Source organism: Bacteroides sp. 51 (genome assembly GCF_010500965.1).
In the GTDB taxonomy this organism is placed as follows: Bacteria; Bacteroidota; Bacteroidia; order Bacteroidales; family Bacteroidaceae; genus Bacteroides.
The window spans coordinates 149,344-170,514 of sequence record NZ_QVMI01000001.1 but is presented as its reverse complement, the minus strand read 5'-3'; the positions used below and the strand labels follow the sequence as shown (position 1 = coordinate 170,514).

The 21,171-nt window shown below is 46.3% G+C and carries 18 protein-coding genes; 14 read left to right on the top strand and 4 right to left on the bottom strand.

The features are described from left to right. Positions 1–198: 198 nt before the first annotated feature. The 5 genes from D0T87_RS00580 (at position 199) to D0T87_RS00560 (ending at position 10,282) form a co-directional block, all read left to right on the top strand. Positions 199–4,098, top strand: a complete 3,900-nt coding sequence (locus tag D0T87_RS00580) for a two-component regulator propeller domain-containing protein (RefSeq protein WP_163171789.1) — start codon at positions 199–201, stop codon at positions 4,096–4,098. A 223-nt stretch (positions 4,099–4,321) separates the two neighbouring features. Beyond that, the gene (locus D0T87_RS00575; protein ID WP_163171787.1) at positions 4,322–6,538 is read left to right on the top strand and encodes a glycoside hydrolase family 3 N-terminal domain-containing protein; all 2,217 of its coding nucleotides are present in this window, start codon (positions 4,322–4,324) and stop codon (positions 6,536–6,538) included. A gap of 412 nt (positions 6,539–6,950) precedes the next feature. Next, the gene (locus D0T87_RS00570) at positions 6,951–7,913 is read left to right on the top strand and encodes a lysophospholipid acyltransferase family protein (RefSeq protein ID WP_163171785.1); all 963 of its coding nucleotides are present in this window, start codon (positions 6,951–6,953) and stop codon (positions 7,911–7,913) included. A gap of 9 nt (positions 7,914–7,922) precedes the next feature. Next, positions 7,923–8,408: a dihydrofolate reductase gene (locus tag D0T87_RS00565; protein ID WP_163171783.1), complete on the top strand. Its 486-nt coding sequence runs from the start codon at positions 7,923–7,925 to the stop codon at positions 8,406–8,408. Between the two features lie 35 nt (positions 8,409–8,443). Continuing rightward, entirely contained in the window at positions 8,444–10,282 is a 1,839-nt protein-coding gene (locus D0T87_RS00560; RefSeq protein WP_163171781.1) for an ABC transporter ATP-binding protein, read from the top strand. 92 nt (positions 10,283–10,374) lie between these two features. On the opposite strand, the gene D0T87_RS00555 is transcribed toward D0T87_RS00560, so the two are convergent. After that, positions 10,375–11,004, bottom strand: coding sequence for a viroplasmin family protein (locus D0T87_RS00555; RefSeq protein ID WP_163171779.1), 630 nt, complete (start codon positions 11,002–11,004; stop codon positions 10,375–10,377). Between the two features lie 293 nt (positions 11,005–11,297). Between D0T87_RS00555 and D0T87_RS00550 the strand changes: the two genes are divergently transcribed. The 4 genes from D0T87_RS00550 (at position 11,298) to D0T87_RS00535 (ending at position 14,206) form a co-directional block, all read left to right on the top strand. Continuing rightward, positions 11,298–11,900, top strand: a complete 603-nt coding sequence (locus D0T87_RS00550) for a nitroreductase family protein (protein ID WP_163171777.1) — start codon at positions 11,298–11,300, stop codon at positions 11,898–11,900. A 44-nt stretch (positions 11,901–11,944) separates the two neighbouring features. Then, on the top strand, positions 11,945–12,475 hold the full coding sequence (locus D0T87_RS00545) for a shikimate kinase (RefSeq protein WP_163171775.1): 531 nt from the start codon (positions 11,945–11,947) through the stop codon (positions 12,473–12,475). Between the two features lie 72 nt (positions 12,476–12,547). Next, complete coding sequence (locus tag D0T87_RS00540; RefSeq protein ID WP_163171773.1) at positions 12,548–13,153, top strand: DUF4254 domain-containing protein; 606 nt, start codon at positions 12,548–12,550, stop codon at positions 13,151–13,153. Positions 13,154–13,156: 3 nt separating this feature from the next. Next, entirely contained in the window at positions 13,157–14,206 is a 1,050-nt protein-coding gene (locus D0T87_RS00535) for a glycosyltransferase family 9 protein (protein WP_163171771.1), read from the top strand. Here the strand turns inward: D0T87_RS00535 and D0T87_RS00530 are convergent. Continuing rightward, positions 14,203–14,541 carry a cupin domain-containing protein gene (locus D0T87_RS00530; RefSeq protein ID WP_163171769.1) on the bottom strand — a complete coding sequence of 113 codons (339 nt, stop codon included), beginning with the start codon at positions 14,539–14,541 and terminating at the stop codon, positions 14,203–14,205. The two genes, D0T87_RS00535 and D0T87_RS00530, sit on opposite strands and share 4 nt — an antisense overlap. Before the next feature lie 114 nt (positions 14,542–14,655). On the opposite strand from D0T87_RS00530, the gene speA reads away from it, so the two are divergent. From speA to D0T87_RS00505, 5 genes are all read left to right on the top strand, one after another. Next, positions 14,656–16,548 (top strand): biosynthetic arginine decarboxylase, encoded by a 1,893-nt coding sequence (gene speA, locus D0T87_RS00525; RefSeq protein ID WP_163171767.1) that lies wholly within the window; start codon positions 14,656–14,658, stop codon positions 16,546–16,548. Positions 16,549–16,652: 104 nt separating this feature from the next. After that, a complete protein-coding gene (gene argB / locus D0T87_RS00520) occupies positions 16,653–17,426 on the top strand; it encodes an acetylglutamate kinase (RefSeq protein WP_163171765.1) in 774 nt (257 codons plus the stop codon). Between the two features lie 62 nt (positions 17,427–17,488). After that, positions 17,489–17,998 (top strand): RNA polymerase sigma factor, encoded by a 510-nt coding sequence (locus D0T87_RS00515; RefSeq protein WP_163171763.1) that lies wholly within the window; start codon positions 17,489–17,491, stop codon positions 17,996–17,998. After that, positions 17,982–18,506: a hypothetical protein gene (locus tag D0T87_RS00510; RefSeq protein WP_163171762.1), complete on the top strand. Its 525-nt coding sequence runs from the start codon at positions 17,982–17,984 to the stop codon at positions 18,504–18,506. The genes D0T87_RS00515 and D0T87_RS00510 overlap by 17 nt, the downstream gene beginning before the upstream one ends. Beyond that, the gene (locus tag D0T87_RS00505; RefSeq protein ID WP_163171760.1) at positions 18,503–18,985 is read left to right on the top strand and encodes a DUF4252 domain-containing protein; all 483 of its coding nucleotides are present in this window, start codon (positions 18,503–18,505) and stop codon (positions 18,983–18,985) included. The genes D0T87_RS00510 and D0T87_RS00505 overlap by 4 nt, the downstream gene beginning before the upstream one ends. A 178-nt stretch (positions 18,986–19,163) precedes the next feature. On the opposite strand, the gene D0T87_RS00500 is transcribed toward D0T87_RS00505, so the two are convergent. Both D0T87_RS00500 and D0T87_RS00495 read right to left on the bottom strand, forming a co-directional pair. Beyond that, positions 19,164–19,940: a head GIN domain-containing protein gene (locus D0T87_RS00500; RefSeq protein ID WP_163171758.1), complete on the bottom strand. Its 777-nt coding sequence runs from the start codon at positions 19,938–19,940 to the stop codon at positions 19,164–19,166. Positions 19,941–19,961: 21 nt separating this feature from the next. After that, complete coding sequence (locus D0T87_RS00495) at positions 19,962–20,693, bottom strand: head GIN domain-containing protein (RefSeq protein ID WP_163171756.1); 732 nt, start codon at positions 20,691–20,693, stop codon at positions 19,962–19,964. Positions 20,694–21,171: the final 478 nt, after the last annotated feature.

Sequence of the window (21,171 nt, the reverse complement as noted above, 5' to 3'; positions counted from 1 at the left end):
AATTTATCTTCGTTCTGGTATCTGCTGTGAGGTTGATGTTGGCAAAAGTAGGCGATATACGTATCCAGAAGGTACATGGAACGTCATTTGGGGTACAATTATGTTCATTCTTTCGGTTGGGCTATCAAAAACCGGGGGATTTCTTATTTGAATTAAAAAAATAGTTGTAATCTTGCGTAATATCCTATATCTGATTGTATGAAAGCACACGAAAAGAGATACCTATACTATCTGGTCTTCTTGTTGATGGCCTTTCCTGTATTGTCTGCCCCTTCTCCGAATAACTTTTATTATATAACAGAGGAGGATGGACTGAGCAACCGGATGTGTTTCTCCATCCAGCAAGACAAACGCGGCTTTATGTGGATTGCCACGAAGCTGGGCATCGACCGGTTCGACGGGAAGAACATCAAGAGCTATTACATTACCGATCACCTGCAAGGCTACGAGCAGATGGGGGTGAACTATCTGCGCTATTCCCCCGATGAAACCATCTGGGCTTTCTCCGAATCCGGGTTGATCTTCCGCTACGATGAAGAACAGGATATGTTTGAGATCGTTTACTCTGTGCGCGACTTCTTCAACGATCATGCCGTTATACTGAATGATGTGATGTTTATTAATGATTATGCCTTGATGCTCGGTACATCGCGGGGCATGATTGAACTGGATACGTATAGGCAGGAAACCACCCTTTTCAACGAAACAAAGAACCTGGCGGTTAATCATATTATTAAAGTGAATGAGCAGTATGTGTTGTCTACCAACAACGGCTTATACCTGGCCGAAAGAAGCAGCCAGAAGGATATCGTGCTTTCGGATCATTATCTGGATGCCAAAGTCGTTCTGCATTCCTTCTATGAACCGGAACACAACCGGTTGCTGATCGGAACCTTAAGCTCGGGGTTGTATTATATCCATCCCGATCAGCCTGGTTCGTTGAGGCAGGCCCCGGTTTCGGTTACGAAGCCCGTGCGCTCCATTATCACCTATTCACCGGAGGAGTTAGCCGTTGGCGTTGACCTGGAAGGTGTTTTCATCCTCAATAAACATACGCTGGAAGTGAACCATAACTTTCAGTATAACGATAAGGTGCATTCTCCCATCGGCTCCAATAATGTGCGGGGACTGTTTCTGGATAAGGAATCCGATTTGTGGATAGCGACCTACCATGAGGGCGTTTCTTACCAATCGTCTACTAAATTGCAGTTTGACTATTATATTCACCATCCGGACAACCGGCAGACCATAAGCGATAATGTAGTCAATGCCATTCTGGAAGACTCCGATGGCGACCTGTGGTTCGGTACGAATAACGGCGTGAGCCTGTTCGACCGGAAGAACAAAACATGGAAACATTACCTCAATAATACATTGCCCGGCAAGCAGGGAGATGTGGTACTTGCCCTCTGCGAGGACGCCCAGGGTGATATCTGGATAGGGGGTTACGCATTGGGCATAGCCCGTATTCATAAGAAGAGCGGAACGGTAACTAAGATATCAGCCGACCAACCCAACTCTATCATTGCGACGAACTACATTTACTCTATATTCAAGGATGATGATGTCCTATGGTTTGGAGGGATCATGGGAAACGTCACTTCCTATAATGTAAAGACCCGCAAGAGCGACCGGTATAATGTGAGCAAAGTGAACTGCTTCTCCAAAGCCAACGAAAAGACCGTTCTATTGGGGCTTTTTAATGGGCTGTTCCTGTTAGATAAAGAGTCGGGCGACGTAAAAGGCACTTCGATAAAGAAGCCGGTGACCACTATCTCCCGCGCCGGGAATGGCAAGTTCTGGGTAGGCGTGCGGAATTACGGCTTCTATCTTTACGATTATTCCAGCGATACGTACGAGAAGTTCACGGCCGAAGACTACCATCTGTCTTCCGGCTATATCTATGCCATCGTTCCCGATGAAAAGGCTAACTTATGGATCTCTACGGAAGATAAACTGAATAAGTTCTCTTTGACAAGCCGCGAGGTGGAGGTGTTTGATAAGCAAGACGGACTGTTGTCTAATCAGTTTAACGCCAGGGCTTACTTCCGGTGCCGTAACGGGAACCTTATCTTCGGATCGTCCGACGGGGCGATTGAGTTTAATCCCGCAGAGATAGAGAAGCCCCGCCCGAACCATACGTATGAGACGGTGGTCTATCAGTTTGATTTGTTCAACGAGCCTCAATACTATACCGGCGAGGACCCGGTGTTGGCGCAATCTATTCAAGATACCAAGGAGATTCATTTGCCGTACAATAAGAACTTCTTCTCCTTCCATTTTACCACACCTAACTTTCAGACACCGCAGAAGACCTCTTATTCCTATTATCTGGAAGGGCACGATCTCGACTGGTCCATTCCTTCGCCTATCCATATGGTTTCTTATTCGAAGGTGGCGCCGGGGGAATATACCTTCCGCGTGTGTGCCATTATTGATGGGGAGCGGCAGACCGAGAGGGTGATCTCGGTAGAGATTGCCGAGCCTTGGTGGAATACGGTGTGGGCGAGGATTGTTTATCTTCTGATCTTTATATTGATGTTGTATTACATCTACCGGCAGGTAAAGATGCGGCAGGAGAAGAAGGTAACGGAGTCGAAGATAGACTTCTTTGTCAACACGGCGCATGATTTACTGACTCCGCTTAACCTGATCAAAGCCCCGTTGAAGGACCTTCAAAAGGAGATTGCCGAAGGGCAAAGCGCGCAGTTGCTGCAAATGGCGTTGAACAATTCGGAACGGCTGTCGGTGTATATCGGTAAGCTGCTCGACTTCCAGCGGGTTTCTTTGAATGCAAGCCGGTTGGTATTGTCCAGGCAAAACCTGGAATCGTTTGTGCGGTATAGGGTAGAGTCTTTCAAGGTTGTGGCGAGCCATAAATTTATTGACGTGGAATGTCATTTCGATCCGTCTGTGCAGCAGGATGTCTGGTTTGATAAGGAGAAGATTACGCAGATTATTAATAATATCCTTTCCAACGCTATTAAATATACGCCGTACGGGGGGAAGATTGTGGTCGCGGCGATGGCAAGGCAAGATCAGTGGGAGTTGTCGGTGAAGGATACCGGAATCGGGATATCGAGCCGCGATCAGAATATGCTGTTCAAGCATGTGTTCCGGGCGGATAATGCGATCAATTCGGAAGAAATAGGAAGTGGCATCGGTTTGAAACTGGTGGGGTCGCTGGTGCATATTCATAAAGGAAAGATCAACCTGAAGAGTAAGCTGGGCAAGGGTACGGAGTTTATCCTGTCGTTTCCGCTGAAATATGAACGCTTGCCCGATATGGTGATGGAGAGTGAGCCGGGTATGGAAGATACCCCGCAGGAGAGCCTTTCTTCCGAAAAGAAACCATTGATCTTGATTGTGGAGGACAATCCGGAAATGGCCGACTACCTGAAGATGTGCCTCGAACCTGTTTACGCGGTGAAAACGTGCCAAAACGGCAAAGAGGCTTTGGAACTGGTGAACCTGATCTATCCGCACCTCATCTTGTCGGATTACTTAATGCCCGAAATGAATGGCTTCGAGCTTTGCCAGCGCATAAAGAATAACATAAAGACTTCTCATATTCCTTTCTTATTGCTGACGGGCGTTACCGATGAAAAGAGCATATTGGAGGGGATTAAGGCCAAAGCGGACGATTACATCAAGAAGCCGGTAGAGAAGGAGCTTTTGTTGAGTAAGATTGCGAATGTTTTTGAACTGCAAAAAGCCACGCAACGCCGCAGCATCGAAGAATTGAAGAATAACAATGCGGTGGAGTTATCCAACAGGGCGGATAATGATTTCCTGTCCAAGCTGATAAAGCTGATAGAGGCAAACATCACGAATCCCGATCTGGATATTACGTTCATCTGTAAGGAGATGGCGCTTAGCCGCACGTTGCTTTACAATAAGATCACGCAGCTCACGGGGAATTCGCCTACGGAGTTTGTGCGGATCATACGGTTGAAACAGGCGGCGCCTCTGTTGCTGTCTGGTCAGTATAGCGTTACTGATGTGTCGTTTATGGTGGGCATTGACAATCCCAAGTATTTCAGCAAGGTGTTTAAGGACTTCTATGGGGTTTCGCCGAAGGACTATTTGGCGAAATGAACATAGGCATACCTTTTATGTCTTTCCTTGTACCTCGTTTTCGGGTTACAGGTTTACTTTTGTATAGGCCATTGTTGATGGTTAATTGTCCGGATACTTAATGATTAACTGTAGGGGCGGTTCGCGAACCGCCCGATTTCGCTATGCCACTTTGCCGTGGGCGGTTCGCGAACCGCCCCTACACTGTATGATTACATCGTTCACTTATAACTATTGAATAAATATGAAAACGAAGAAAGCTATATGCGCCATCCTCCCTTTCCTGTTCCTTTCCGCTTCGATCCTTGCCCAGGACGATACCCAATGGAACACCAAAGCAGATTCCATCCTCTCCCTCATGACGCTGGACGAGAAAGTGGGCCAACTCAACATGCTTACCGGCAATTGGGAAGCCACCGGACCGGTATTGACCGACATAAACAAAGCCGAAAGCCTGAAACAAGGCCGCATCGGCTCCATGCTCAATGTAAAAGGCAGCAAGAATACCCGTGAGTTACAGTCCCTCGCCCTTCAATCCCGCCTGGGGATTCCTGTACTTTTTGGCCAAGACGTCATTCACGGATACAAAACCATCTTCCCCATCCCTTTGGCGCAGGCGGCCAGTTTTGACCCCGAAGTCATCGGACGAGCGGCACGCGTCTCCGCCCGCGAATCGGCTGTGTCGGGCATTCACTGGGTGTTTTCGCCCATGCTGGACGTCTCCCGCGACCCCCGCTGGGGCCGTGTGATGGAAGGGCCGGGCGAAGATCCCTTCCTCGCTTCCGCAATAGCCAAAGCCATGATCGAAGGTTATCAAACGCCGTTCGACGACGGACTCTCCGTTATGGCGTGCGCCAAACACTTTGCCGCTTATAGCGGGGCCATCGGCGGACGCGATTACAACACCGTGGACGTCTCCCTGCAAACCCTCCATAACCTCTATCTGCCCCCTTTCAAGGTTGCCGCCGAGTGTGGAATAGCCAGCTTCATGTCGGCCTTTAACGAAATAAATGGTATCCCGGCCACGGCCCATCCTTACATCTACAACCTATTGTATAAGGATTGGAACTTCGATGGAATCGTGGTTTCCGATTGGGGAGCCATCCGCGAAATGGTGGTGCACGGCTACAGTAAAGACCGGAAGCAGGCTACCGAGCAAGCCTTCAACACCGGCATAACCATCGATATGGAGAGCAACTGTTACAGCAATTACCTGAAAGAACTGGTCGAAGAGGGAAGGGTGACGGAAGCGACCCTCGACCGTGCTGTCAAACAAGTATTGATCTGGAAAATGAAACTGGGCTTATTCGATGATCCCTATAAGTATTGCGATGAAAAGCGCGAAGGCGAAGAAATCCTTTCCGCCGCAAGCCGGGAAACGGCGAGAGACGTTGCCCGTAAATCCATCATTCTGCTGGAGAACAAGAATGCTATATTGCCCATCGTAAATATGCCCCGCGATATTGCCGTAATTGGTTCCCTGGCCAATTCGAAAAGAGATATGGATGGCAACTGGGTTTCGCTGAGCAACGAATCCATCGCCGTCACCCTGCTGGAAGCCTTGAAGCAGCGCTATCCCGCGAGCAACATTACCTTCATTGCAGGATATAGCACCTCCGCCGATGACCGCTCCGGATTCGGCGAAGCCATAGAAGCCGCCCGCAAGGCCGATCTTACCCTCATTGCGCTCGGCGAAACCTGGAACATGAGTGGCGAAGCCCGTTCAAAAGGAGATATTAATATACCGTCCATTCAGCAGGAACTGGCGACGGAGATCTACGAAGTAACCCCTCATGCAGTCACTCTCATCATGGGAGGTCGCCCCACCATATTCAACGAATTGAGCGAGAAATCCCCCGCCATTCTCTATTGCTGGTGGTTGGGCACCGAAGCCGGAAATGCCATTCTCGATGTCGTAACCGGAGAGTATAACCCTTCGGCACGCGTGCCGATGTCCTTCCCCAAACATTTAGGGCAGATACCGGTATATTATAACCACAAGAATACCGGAAGACCTCCGGTGGAATCGGATAGAAACTACTCCGGACGTTATATTGATATGGACCACAAACCCCGGTATCCCTTCGGATTCGGGCTTTCTTATTCGGAATTTGAATACACCAACTTCCAAACCGAAGTAAAGCCCGGGCGACTGGTAGTTTCACTCAACCTTACCAATACCGGTTTGTACGACGGTGCGGAACTCGTTCAGGTGTACGTGCGCAAACTATGGGGCCCGTCCACTCGCCCCGTGAAAGAACTCAAAGGCTTCCGGCAAGTGTTTCTGAAGAAAGGCACAAGCCAGTCCGTGCAAATTGAGATACCTTTCTCCGACCTGAGCTATTATGAAGCCGACGGATGGAGTGATGCGGAGGGAGATTATAAGGTATTCATCGGAAGGAATGCTACGGATATCATCTTTGAAGCTCCTCTTACACTGTCCGGTTGCAAGGGGTTGTAAATATGCAAGTTTCTTAGGGTTGCTGACACCCGGGTGTCAGACCCATTTACACCCGGGTGTCAGATGCCTTGAGACCCGGGTGTCAAGGTCGTTCACACCCGGGTGTCAGCAAACCCAAGAAACTTTCTCGTGAGATAAACCCTACCGGCAACACAACAGACAGATACTTGCAGACTTTGAGTATTCACATTCAATACGTAAGATAACACTGTAGGGGCGGTTCGCGAACCGCCCAATATACAGAAATCTACAAAAAACCATCAATAGGAAAACTCACTTTCCGCCAAAAGTTTTAAAACTTCCATAAAAATGTATGGAAAGGTTGTCTGTCTGCAAAATATTGTCTAGTTTTGCCAAAATTAAATGAGATGTTGTCGTTCAAGGTGTAACAACCTGCCGTGAAACTATAAACATGAAGAAATTCTTTGAGGCAATACTATATTATTTACTTTACGGTTCATGTTATTTGCTTTCACTGGTCCCGTTCAAGGGGCTTTATGTGTTGTCAGATTGCCTTTACTATCTCATTTACTACGTGGCACGCTACCGCAGGCGGGTTGTGCGTCGCAACCTGACCAACTCCTTCCCCGAAAAAGACATCAAAGAAATCCGTTCCATAGAAAAGAAGTTCTACTCTATGCTGTGCGACTATTTCTTCGAATCCATCAAGATGGCCAGCATAAGCGAGAAAGAAATCCTGCGCCGGATGACCTTCGAGGGGCTGGAACGCGTCAACGAACTGGCCGATGAGGGACGTTCCGGAGCTTTCTACCTCGCCCATACATTTAATTGGGAGTGGATTACCTCTTTCCCGATGCACATCCGCAACCAGGAAGTCGTTTCGGGGCAGATATATCATAAGCTCGCCAACCGGGCCTTCGACCGCCTGTTCCTCCGGCTGCGCGGACGCTTCGGCGCTGTCAGCATCCGGATGCCCGATACCGCCCGTGTCATGATGTCGTACCGTCGCGAGGGCAAGCCTACGATCATCGGTTTCATCGCCGATCAGGCACCGAAGATGCACATGATCGACCACTGGGTTGAGTTTCTGCATCAAGACACCGCCGTCATCACAGGAACCGAACGCATCGTTAAGAAACTGAATTGTGTAGCCGTTTTTTGTTCCGTGGTGAACACCAAACGCGGATATTATACCTGCAAGGTAGAACGTATTATTGAGGAGACGAAAGACATCCCCGACTATGAACTGACCGATACGTATTACAAGTATCTCGAAGAAAGTATACGCCGGAACCCAAGCTCCTGGCTGTGGACGCATAAGCGATGGAAACGTACGAAAGCCGATTTCGAACGTTATCAGCACGACCAGGAAGAAGCCAGGAGGAAACGGCTCGAAAACGCTGAAAAAGAATAAATACAAACAATGAAGATATCCATAATAGTTGCTGCGGCAGAAAACAATGTGATCGGCGGTAATAACCAGTTGCTCTGGCGGTTGCCCAACGATATGAAATGGTTCAAAGCCAACACCACCGGAAACACGGTGATCATGGGCCGGAAAACGTACGACTCTATGGGCCGTGCCCTGCCCAACCGGCGCAATATCATCATCTCACGCAATCCGGATCTCAAGCTTGAAGGCTGCGAAGTTGTCGGCAGTCTCGACGAAGCCCTGCAATTAGTGTCCGGTGAAAACGAGGTATTCATCATTGGAGGAGGCGAAATCTACAAACAAACCTGGAACAAGGCCAACAGACTCTACCTGACCCGTGTACACACCCATAAAGAAGGCGATACAACGATCCCCGAAATCCGTCCCGACCACTGGGCAGAGGAAAGTCGCGAAGATCACCCTACCGACGAGAAGCACCCCTATGCTTACTCCTTTATCATATACAACAAGAAATAGCATAACAAAATTATTCACCTAATAACCCTTGCGCAATGAAAGAATTCTTTCAAGTATTGAAGCGTTTTATCCCCCCCTACAAGAAGTTCCTCACCTGGGCGGTCGCATTAAATATATTATCCGCCATATTGAACGTGTTCTCCTTTGCCCTGATCGTTCCCATCCTTCAGATTCTCTTTAAGATGGAAGAAGCCGAAACCTATGCCTTTATGTCCTGGAGTAGCGACGCAGGGCTGATGGATATCGCAAAGAACAACTTCTATTACTACGTATCCCAGCTAATCGAAGTCCACGGCCCATCCACCACACTCCTGCTCCTGGGTGTATTCCTTGCCGTAATGACCCTGCTGAAAACCGGCTGCTACTTCGGTTCCTCGGCCGTGATGATTCCATTGCGCACCGGCGTGGTACGCGATATCCGCGTCATGCTCTACAAGAAAGTAACCCAACTCCCGCTGTCCTTCTTCTCCGAAGAACGCAAAGGAGATATCATCGCCCGTATGAGCGGCGACGTGAACGAGGTGGAGACATCCGTAACCAGCTCGCTCGATATGTTGATCAAAAACCCCATCCTGATCCTGATATACTTCGTTACCCTCATCACCATCAGTTGGCAACTCACCGTCTTTACCATCCTCGTAGTGCCCGGACTGGGTTGGGCGATGGGCGTTGTAGGCAAGAAACTGAAACGCAAATCCCTCTATGCACAAGAGAAATGGAGCGAAACCATGACCCAAATGGAAGAAACCCTGGGCGGACTACGCATTATCAAAGCATTCATCGCAGAAGGGAAAATGGTAGACCGCTTTACCAAATGTAGCAACGAATACCGTAGGGCAACCAATAAAGTAGCCATGCGCCAAGCCATGGCGCACCCCATGAGCGAGTTCCTGGGCACAGTTATTATTGTTATCGTACTCTGGTTCGGAGGCTACCTCATCTTGGGCGAACACAGCTCGGTTATCGATGCCCCCACCTTCATATTCTATCTGGTGATCCTCTACAGTGTATTGAACCCGCTGAAAGAACTTTCCAAAGCAAGCTACAACATTCCCAAAGGGCTGGCTTCTATGGAACGTATTGACAAAATACTGCAAGCCGAGAACAAAATCAAAGAAGCCGAACAACCCACACCACTTCCCGGATTCTACAATAAACTCGAATTCAAGAACGTTACCTTTAGTTATAACGACAACCGGAACGTACTGAAAGATATCAACCTAACCGTTGAAAAGGGCAAAACCATTGCTTTGGTAGGTCAATCCGGTTCCGGCAAATCTACGTTGGTCGATCTTGTGCCCCGCTACCACGATGTGCAGCAAGGCGAAATCCAGATCGACGGCATCAACATTAAAGATGTACGCATACACGACCTGCGTAGCCTCATTGGAAACGTGAACCAGGAAGCCATCCTCTTCAATGATTCCTTCTTCAACAACATCGCCTTCGGCGTTGAGCATGCCACGATGGAAGAAGTGATCGAAGCCGCCAAAATAGCCAATGCCCACGAATTCATCACCGAATCCGAGTTTGGCTATGACACCAATGTCGGCGACCGCGGATGCAAGCTCTCTGGCGGGCAACGCCAACGCATCAGCATCGCCCGCGCCATCCTCAAGAATCCTCCCATCCTTATTCTGGACGAAGCAACTTCAGCCTTGGATACCGAATCCGAACGCCTCGTTCAGGAAGCCTTGGAACGTCTGATGAAGACCCGCACTACCATTGCTATCGCACACCGCCTGTCGACAATAAAGAATGCCGATGAAATCTGTGTATTATTCGAAGGTGAGATTGTGGAACGCGGTAAGCATGATGAGCTGCTGCAAAAAGGAGGCTACTACAAACGCTTAAACGATATGCAGAGTTTATAAGAGTTGAAAGTTGAAAATTGAAAGTTGAAAGTGATTCCATGCGGCATCGAAACTTTCAACTTTCAATTTTCAACTTTCAACTAAAGAAAAGATCAACGACCTTTTCTGCCAAAGTCCGCAGGTATCTCACCCCACTGCTTCGTTTCCCATTTAATAATTTGAGTGGTATATTTATTCTCCCTCAGCCATTTCTCTGCCCGTTCGATAATCAGGAAGAGCTCTTCTGTCTTGTCTGTGCGGGGGAGTTGCGTCTTGCATTTCTTCTGTTTTACCCATTTCATCGCGTTTACGCTATCGGTGTATATCGGCATATCGAACCCTTTCTGCTTCAACAATGCAAGCCCATGCACAATAGCCAGAAACTCTCCGATATTGTTCGTTCCCTTCATCGGGCCGAAATGGAAAATCTCCTGTCGGCTGGCAATGTGCACACCGCGATACTCCATTGCTCCGGGATTCCCACTGCAAGCGGCATCTACCGCCAAACTGTTCTCAATAACACAATCAGGGTAAGTGGCAAGCTTTACTGTTTCTTTCCTGGCGTTTTTACCGATATATTCATAAGGAGAAGAAGCATAAGCACGCTCTGCCTCCTCTTTCGTATCAAACGATTTGTATTTAGCCCCTTCGTACCCTTTCGTCTGAAGCAGGCAATCTTCCCAGGAAGAGTATATTCCAGGGGTAACCCCATCCCAGACTACATAATATTTTTGCTTTGCCATTGCGGTTCTTTATCTTTCAGCATGTAAAGTTACAAATATAATCTCAGACCTGAACATATCGGCCTTCGTAAGTGTTCTAAAAGAGTAAGCGGATTGGAAAGGAGTTAATTCTATACTGCGCCAAATCCACCCCCTGCCCCCGCCAGCGGGGGATACCATGCGGAAATACTGTGTAGCGCAGCCTATCCCCCGCTGGCGGGGGTAGGGGGTGGATGGTTGAAATAACGTAAAACCATACCAGAAACAATCAAAACCAATCAGAATTACTTTAATAAATACAGGAGAAGAAAAGAATGAAAAGAAGTTTTGTCGACGCTCTGGCCAACAGGAGAAGTCATTATGCAATCAGTCCGAAGTCACCCATATCGGATAAGGAAATTGAGAACATCGTTGCAACCGTTTTAACACATGTTCCATCTGCTTTCAACTCACAAACCACACGCATGGTACTATTGTTGGGTGAGAACCATTTGCAGTTATGGGAAATAGTCAAAGCCACACTCAAAGAAAGAATCTCAGCCGAGGCCTTTGTTCAGACCGAAGCCAAGATAGATAACTCCTTTGCCAGTGGTTATGGTACTATCCTGTTCTTTGAAGAACAGGAAATCGTAGAGTATCTTCAAAAATCGTTCCCAAGTTATAAAGATAACTTCCCTGTGTGGTCACAGCACACATCTGCTATGCACCAGCTCGCCACCTGGGTAATGTTGGAAGACGCAGGCTTCGGAGCTTCACTGCAACACTACAACCCCCTGATTGATGCAAAAGTACTGGAAACGTGGAACTTGCCAAAGAGCTGGACACTCGTTGCCCAGATGCCGTTCGGCCTTCCTACCGGCGAGATCGGTGAGAAGGAAATGGATGATTTGAATAAACGGATGAAAGTATTCAAATAATCCGGCGATAAATCTATATCTTTGCGGAAAATTCTCCGCTAAAGATGGTTCGTATTTTCTTAATAGGATATATGGGAGCGGGCAAGACTACCTTAGGGAAGGCTTTTGCCCGCGATTTGAATATACCGTTCATTGATCTTGACTGGTATATAGAAGAACGTTATCATAAAACGGTTAGCGAACTGTTTACCGAAAAAGGCGAAGCCGGGTTCCGGGAACTCGAAAAGAAAATGCTCCATGAAGTAGCAGAGTTTGAGAATGTAGTGATTTCCACAGGCGGCGGAACACCATGCTTCTTCGATAATATGGAGTATATGAACAAGCACGGCATCACGGTTTTTCTGGATGCCAGTCCCGAAGTACTACTCAAACGGTTGAGTGTGGCCACTCAATCGCGTCCCATTTTACAAGGAAAGCAAGAAGATGAACTGTTCCGGTTTATCAAGGAAAAGCTGGCGGAACGAATGAAATTCTACTCGCAGGCTCGATATACTTTTAGTGCCGATGAATTGGAAAACCGCTGGCAGATAAGTAGTTCGATACAACGGCTACGCGAACTGCTGGAGCCTATCTAAAAATCATTAACCCCAATTTTCTTATTTAGGAATTAAATATGTAACTTTGTTATTAAACAAATAATCAGGACTATGACATTCAGTGAATTGTGCAACGAAATCTTTTGGAAATCTGTTCTGGAATATCACGTAACAGATAGTGTGGATACTCCAATAAACAATCCCTATGAAGTAAAATCCATAGAGTATTATCTTTATCTGAAAAACTGGATTGATACAGTTCAGTGGCATTATGAAGATATCATCCGCGATCCGAACATCAAACCGGAAGATGCGCTTGTATTAAAACGTAAGATTGACAAGTCGAATCAGGACCGTACCGATCTGGTAGAACTGATCGACAGCTATTTCCTGGATAAGAACAAAGACGTACAAGTAGCTCCGGATGCAACCATTAATACCGAGAGTCCTGCATGGGCTATAGATAGGCTATCTATTCTGGCTCTTAAAATCTACCACATGGAGCAGGAAGTTAAACGTACAGATACATCCGAAGAACATCACCGGCAATGTGAGCAGAAGCTCAATATCCTTCTGGAACAGAAAAAAGACCTGTCCTCGGCTATTGACCAGCTTCTTTCCGATATAGAGAGTGGAAAGAAATACATGAAGGTGTATAAACAAATGAAGATGTATAATGATCCGGCACTGAACCCAGTGCTTTATGGCAAAAAGTAATTAATGGCCAAGATACTTGTCATCCGTTTTTCTGCGATAGGCGATGTTGCGATGACCATTCCTGTGATTTATTCGTTGGCACGGCAGTATCCACAAGATGAGATTACTGTATTGAGTAGTGCCAGACTGGGACCTCTTTTCCAGAAATTGCCTGCCAACGTTTCGTTCGTAGGCGCCGACCTGAAGGGAGAGAACGAAGGACTTGGTGGACTGCGGCGCCTTTATCGCCTGTTGAAAGCCATGGACTTTGATTATGTCGCAGACTTTCACGGCGTGTTACGCTCTAAATATTTATCACTTAGACTTCTCTTTTCCGTTGTAAAGACAGCTACCATTCATAAGGGCCGGAAAGGGAAGTCTAAGCTGGTTCGACGTCACAACAAAGTAATGGTTGCTCAAAAGAGTTCTTTTCAACGCTATGCCGATGTGCTGGCTAGAATTGGATTCCCGGTTTCTTTAGAGTTCACCTCTATTTACGATTCGGGCAAGGGCGACTTTACGGAGATCGCATCCATTGTCGGCCTTAAAGAAGATCAGAAGTGGATTGGCATTGCTCCGTTTGCCAAGCATAAAGGTAAGATTTATCCGGTAGAACTTCAGGAGCAAGTCGTTGCCCACTTCTCTACCCAGCCGGGTGTAAAAGTATTCCTTTTTGGCGGAGGAAAGTACGAGCAGGAAGTGTTTGACTCGTGGATAGCCAAATACCCTTCCGTTGTATCCATGATTGGGAAGTTGGATATCGGTATGGAATTGAACCTGATAAGTCATCTGGATGTAATGCTGTCTATGGACTCTGCCAATATGCATCTGGCCTCTTTAGTGAACACCCCTGTCGTTTCTATCTGGGGTGCCACTCATCCGTATGCCGGCTTTATGGGATGGAAGCAATTACCATCCAATACCATTCAATTAGACCTGGCCTGCCGCCCTTGTTCTGTCTTCGGACAGGAACCATGTTGGCGAAAAGACTATGCCTGTTTGTGGGGCATAACCCCCAAACAAGTGATAAGTAAAATAGAACAGGTCCTGAACGCTGAAAAGCAAATCGACTAGAGGAAGTCTTTTCTCATGGGAGAGAATGTATCAATCAGCAATCCTTCTTCGATACATTTGCAACCATGCAGGACGCCCGGTTTAATGTAAACCCCGTCGCCAGCCTTAACTACTTTTGTTTCTCCGTCTGTTGTAAATTCAAATGCTCCGCTCACAATATAGGTTGCCTGTGTGTGAGGATGTGTGTGCGGTGTTCCTATGGCTCCGGTTTCAAATTTAACTTTCACCATCATCATATCATCGTTGTAAGCCATGATCTGGCGACTCACGCCTTTATCCGGATATTGCCAGGCGATTTCACTCTCGAATTGGAAATTGGTACTTTCTAGTTGCATATAGTTTCAGTTTTTATGCTAACGCAGTGATTAATAGCTGCAAAAATAGCATAATTATAGATTAATACGTATTTTTGCCCCATTATTTACACTAAAAAAACCGTAGGAAAAGAAATGAGAAAATGGCGTATTGAGGATTCCGAAGAACTTTACAACATTACAGGTTGGGGGACTTCGTATTTTGGTATAAATGATAAGGGGCATGTTGTGGTTACTCCGCGTAAGGATGGGGTGAGCGTTGACTTGAAAGAGTTGATCGACGAGCTGCAAATCCGCGATGTGGCTCTGCCTATGCTACTACGCTTTTCAGATATATTGGATAACCGTATTGAGAAAACAGCGCGTTGCTTTGAACAGGCATCTAAGGAATATGGTTATAACGGACAGAACTTTATTATCTATCCGATCAAGGTGAATCAGATGCGTCCGGTGGTGGAGGAAATCATCAGCCACGGAAAGAAGTTCAACCTGGGACTTGAAGCTGGCTCCAAACCGGAACTACATGCGGTTATCGCTGTAAACACAGACTCAGACTCTTTGATTATCTGCAATGGATATAAGGATGAGAGTTATATTGAGTTGGCCTTGCTTGCCCAGAAGATGGGTAAGCGCATCTTCCTGGTTGTAGAGAAACTGAATGAACTGCGACTAATCACCAAAATGGCGAAACAATTAAACGTTCGCCCCAATATCGGTATTCGTATTAAGCTTGCTTCTTCGGGTAGCGGAAAATGGGAAGATTCGGGTGGCGATGCAAGTAAGTTTGGCTTGACGTCGAGTGAGTTGCTTGAAGCATTGGACTTTCTGGAAAAGAAGGAAATGCAGGATTGCCTGAAACTGATTCATTTCCATATTGGTAGCCAGGTAACTAAGATTCGCCGTATCAAGACTGCATTGCGTGAGGCTTCGCAGTTCTATGTACAATTACATGCCATGGGCTTTAAGGTGGAATTTGTTGATATCGGCGGCGGACTAGGGGTTGATTATGACGGAACCCGGTCTTCGAGTAGTCAAAGTAGCGTTAACTATACTATTCAGGAGTACGTAAACGACTCTATTTCTACGTTGGTTGATGCCAGTGATAAGAATGAAATTCCGCATCCGAATATTATTACCGAGAGTGGCCGTGCGTTGACTGCCCATCACTCTGTGCTTGTGTTCCAGGTGTTGGAGACTGCCACTTTGCCGGAATGGGATGATGATGAAGAGATCACCGAAGAGGATCATGAATTGGTTCGTGAACTTTACTCCATCTGGGATACGCTGAATCAGAACAAGATGCTGGAAGCCTGGCATGATGCGCAACAGATTCGTGAAGAGGCGCTGGATTTGTTCAGTCATGGTATTGTAGACCTGAAAACCCGCGCGCAGATTGAGCGCTTGTTTTGGTCTATCACCCGTGAAATCAACCAGATTGCTTCGGGGCTTAAGCATGCGCCCGATGAATTCCGTGGTTTGTCTAAGTTGTTGGCGGATAAATACTTCTGTAACTTCTCTTTGTTCCAGTCCTTGCCCGACTCGTGGGCTATTGACCAGATATTCCCGATTATGCCGTTGCATCGTCTGGATGAACGTCCCGACCGTTCGGCAACGTTGCAGGATATCACATGCGACTCGGATGGTAAGATTGCGAATTTCATTTCTACTAAGAATGTATCGCACTATCTGCCTGTGCATTCCTTGAAGAACAAGGAACCTTACTTTATGGGTGTTTTCCTTGTAGGTGCTTATCAGGAGATACTTGGAGATATGCATAACCTGTTTGGTGATACGAATGCGGTGCATATTTCCGTCAATGAAAAGGGATATAATATAGAGCAGATTATTGATGGTGAAACCGTAGCCGAGGTATTGGATTATGTGCAATATAATCCTAAGAAGCTGGTTCGTACGCTGGAAACATGGGTGACGAAGTCGGTGAAGGAAGGCAAGATCTCGGTAGAAGAAGGAAAAGAATTCCTTTCTAATTACCGTTCGGGGCTTTACGGGTATACGTATTTGGAATAATACTGTAGGGGCGGTTCGCGAACCGCCCCTACAGAATATAATAACAATATGTAATACGCAGCTGTAACTCCCATCCAGAGGAGTGAGGCTGCTTTGTTTGTAATATGAAACAGAAACTAACAGTTATCAAAGTAGGCGGTAAGATTGTCGAGGAAGAGGCTTCTCTGAATCAACTATTAAATGATTTTGCTGCTATTGAAGGAAATAAAGTACTGGTGCATGGCGGTGGACGCTCGGCTACCAAGATTGCTTCACAGTTGGGCATTGAAAGCCAGATGGTAAACGGTCGTCGTATAACCGATGCTGAAACGTTGAAAGTAGTTACAATGGTTTACGGTGGCTTGGTCAATAAAAACATTGTTGCCGGTCTTCAGGCACGCAATGTCAATGCTCTGGGACTGACCGGTGCTGATATGGATGTAATCCGTTCGGTTAAACGCCTCGTAAAAGACGTTGACTACGGCTTTGTGGGCGATGTGGAGAAGGTAAATGCAAACCTGTTGGCCGACCTGATAGCCAAAGGCATTGTACCTGTCATGGCACCGCTGACCCACGATGGTAAAGGCAATATGCTGAATACCAACGCCGATACCATTGCCGGGGAAACAGCAAAAGCCCTTTCCGAGTACTTTGACGTCACCCTGGTGTATTGCTTCGAAAAGAAAGGCGTATTAAGAGATGAGAACGACGACGACAGCGTTATTCCTCAGATCACCCGTCCAGAGTTTGAGCAATATGTGGCCGATGGTGTTATTCAAGGTGGAATGATCCCGAAGCTGGAGAATTCTTTTGAAGCAATTAATGCCGGAGTGTCCGAGGTTGTAATTACCTTAGCATCAGCTATTAACAGCGACGGTGGTACCCGGATAAAAAAATAATTCAAGAAAAATAACGGTGCTCTTGTAACTTTTCCCTTCCTCACCCGTCATTATTTATAGAGATGCAAGAAATCAGCTTCCGCGACGATATACTTCCGCTCAAAGATAAGCTCTTTCGGTTAGCGTTGAGGATTACCTTCGACAGAGCCGAGGCCGAGGATATTGTGCAAGACACCATGATACGGGTCTGGAATAAGCGGGATGAGTGGTCGCAGTTCGGGTCGATAGAAGCATATTGCATGACTGTCGCGAGGAATCTGGCCATTGATCGCAGCCAGAAGAAGGAGGCGCAGAATGTAGGAATCACTTCCGAAATCGAAGAAGTTTCTGTTGCATCAGGACCTTATGATAAGTTGGTGGGCGAGGAGCGAATGCAGATTATCCATCGCCTGATTAATGAACTTCCTGAGAAACAGCGTCTCGTCATGCAGATGAGGGATATTGAAGGAGAGAGTTATAAGGAAATTGCCAAAGTGTTGAACTTAACGGAAGAGCAGGTGAAAGTGAATCTTTTCCGGGCAAGACAAAAGGTTAAACAGCAATATACACAAATAGATGAATACGGATTATAAGTACATAGAGCAGCTACTAGAACGCTACTGGCAATGTGAGACTTCTTTGCAAGAGGAAGACGAGTTGCGTTCTTTCTTTGCAGGCGAGGTTCCTGCGCACTTGCTCCGTTACAAAGATCTGTTTGTCTATCAGTTGGAACAGCAGCAGATAAAGATCAGCGATGATTTTGAACAGCGAATCCTGTCGCAGATAGAAGTTCCGGTGGTAAAGGCAAAGCGAATTACGTTCGTATCCCGTTTGGCTCCGCTGTTTAAAGCTGCGGCTATGATTGCTGTGGTACTTTCTTTCGGAAGTATTCTGCAACAGTCGTTCTTTGACGATAAGAATGCGTTGGATTATAATTACGACGCCTATACAGATACCTGCGATGACCCCGAAGTGGCTTATAAACAAGTTTCTTCTGCGTTAATGATGTTGTCTGAGGGTATGAATAAATCGAAAGATCAGTATCCGGTGGATAGCCTACAGTTGGATGTGCGGGATACTGAAATGATAAACGAACAATGAAAAGAGTTCTTTTGACGTATTGGGTATTTCTGTTGCCGGTTCTTTTGTCGGCCCAGGATTTTACTTCGATCTTTCTGGAAGAGAACGAAGCAGATTCAACGCTCACCCGCGTTACGATAAGTCCCAAAATGATGGGAGAGATACTTAATAGTGACACGGAAAAGAACGAAGATATATTGGAAATCATCTCCAACCTGAAGAGCATGCAGATACTTTCTTCCGAAGCAAACGGGGAAAGCTATTTTCAGAAAGCCCTGAAGGTGGCACAGGATCATTCCAAGCGCTTTGAGCCCTATCTTTCTTATGAGGACGAGAATGAGAATTGTCAGATTGTTGTAAGGAAGCGGGGAGGGTCAATCGTAGAATTGATCATGCTGATGGTAGAAGAAGACCGTTTTGCGATTATAAACTTTACGGGTAAGATTAAGCCCGAGTTTATATCGACGCTAACGAAGTCGATGACCCGGAAGCATTCATAAATGAATTTTCATTTGCTTTAAATATATAGTTAGTGTGCTTAATTAAAACGACTTGAGGCTGTGAAGTTTCAATTCTCTCAAATTTCTATTAATGACTAACTAAATAGAGGGCTACCGCGTGATGCAGTAGCCCTTTCTTGTTGTGTCCGGTTTAGGCCGTTGAGCGTGAAAAGAGAATTTATAGTTTTCTGAGTCCTTTCTTAGAGAATGAGATTTCAGGGTTTCCTTTGTAACCTACATCGCCGCTGCCACTTACTTTTCCTTTCAGTGTTTTCACGGCGTGGCATGTAACGTTGCCCGATCCGCTAACGGTGGCTTCCACATCGTCGGCTACGAGTTTATGGGCTGTGATGTCTCCCGATCCCGATACGCGGTAGGAGGCATTTACGGTTGTTCCATCGAGTTGAAGATCGCCCGATCCGCTGACGGTGGCATTGACATTCGTTACTTTTATGTTGTTTAGACCGATATCTCCTGATCCCGATACGCTTACGTCGAGGTTGTTGCAGGTGATTTTCTTTCCGTAAAGGTCGCCCGATCCGGTGACTTTAAGCGTCAGGTCCGATGTTGACAGTCCGTTTGGAATGGAGATATCTCCCGATCCGGTTATTCTCATGCTTTCTACGGCTGGTGCAGCCACTCTGACTTCCAGTTTGCCGGGGTTTTGAATGCTGGTATTGCTTTTGTATTTCACGGTAAGCGTGTTGTGCTCTACAGAAGTTTCTATGAGTGGAACGATGTTGTCCGATCCGTAGATTTCTATCTGAGGTTTACCACCTTCGGTTTGTGTGTAGATCAGGTTTACGCTTCCAAGTATGGCGATGTGTTGGAAACTCTCTACGTTTACATCTTTGGTGATGTATTTCTTACTTCCTACTACACGGTTTTGCGCGCAAGCAGTGGTTGTACCTAGTATCAATACTGCTATCAGAACATGTACAAATAAGTTTTTCATAAGTCAATTCCTTTTTATTATTTATTTTTGTTTAATGCTTCCTATACCGTTTTTCCTTACTTGTTTGTCGGCCGGGTTTCCTTTGTAAGAAATGCTTCCTACGCCGTTTACTTTGGCATTGATGGATTGTTTGGCGTAGCATGAGATGCTTCCTACGCCATCCGCAGTGGCCACTACGGTGTCGCTTTTCAGTTCGTCGGCATCAATGTTTCCTACTCCTTGTGTGATGAGGCTCGCTTTTTCTGCCTGGCCTTTGATGGAGACATTTCCTACGCCTTCGGAACGTATATCGAGGTCTGTACACATGATGTCGTTGATCTTTATTCCTCCTACGCCTTCGTTTCTAAGGGTGAAGTTGGTTGTTTCAAACTTTTCTTTGATATTGAAGTTGCCTACGCCGTGGGTTCTGACGTGTTGCAGGTTGGGAGAAGAAATGTTTATTTTCAGGTTGGCCTTTTTAACACCTTTCTTCTTCATATTGACGATAAGTGTATTGTCCTTCACATCGACATTGACGAGTTCGACGATATTGTCCGGGCCGTAGACTTGAAGTGTCCAGCTATCATCTGCGGATTGTGTATAGTAAACGTCGGCTACTGTGCCGAGATTGAGTTTGTCGAAGTCGGCTACTTTATAATCTCGTGTAATGTAGTTCTTGCTACCGGTTATAACCTCGCGGTTGTTTATGCAGCGGCTGCTTGTGGTGAGAACGGTCAGTAAGATTGCTGTCAGAAGGATTGTTCTTGTTTTCATATTTTTGATGTTTTTAGAGTTTCTTTGTAAGTTAGACGTTACCTTCGAAAAAAAGGTTGCATCTGATTCGGTTATTTTATCTGTTTTTTTTCTGGTTATGATGGATCAAGAACTGTGCCAAAACTCTAATTGGCTGATTTATAGTGCATACCTTTGTTCCCGTACTGTTCGGAATCGAACAGGGTGTGCGGTTTTTTAGATGAAAGTGATTTAATAACGTCCACCCTTTATCCCCTAATATCATTAACCTAAGCTATTTATTTTGTGTTGAGGTAAAGTTAATGATTAACTGTAGGGGCGGTTCGCGAACCGCCCAATATACAGGAATATACAGAAAACCATTTTCGGGCGGTTCGCGAACCGCCCCTACGGTTAATCACTTGCTTTACTTAATGGCATTGCCCTTTCATCCGTTTTAAATGCTAGTAGCATTCGTTTCAAATGCCAGTAGCATTCAGTTCAATTGCTAGTAGCATCC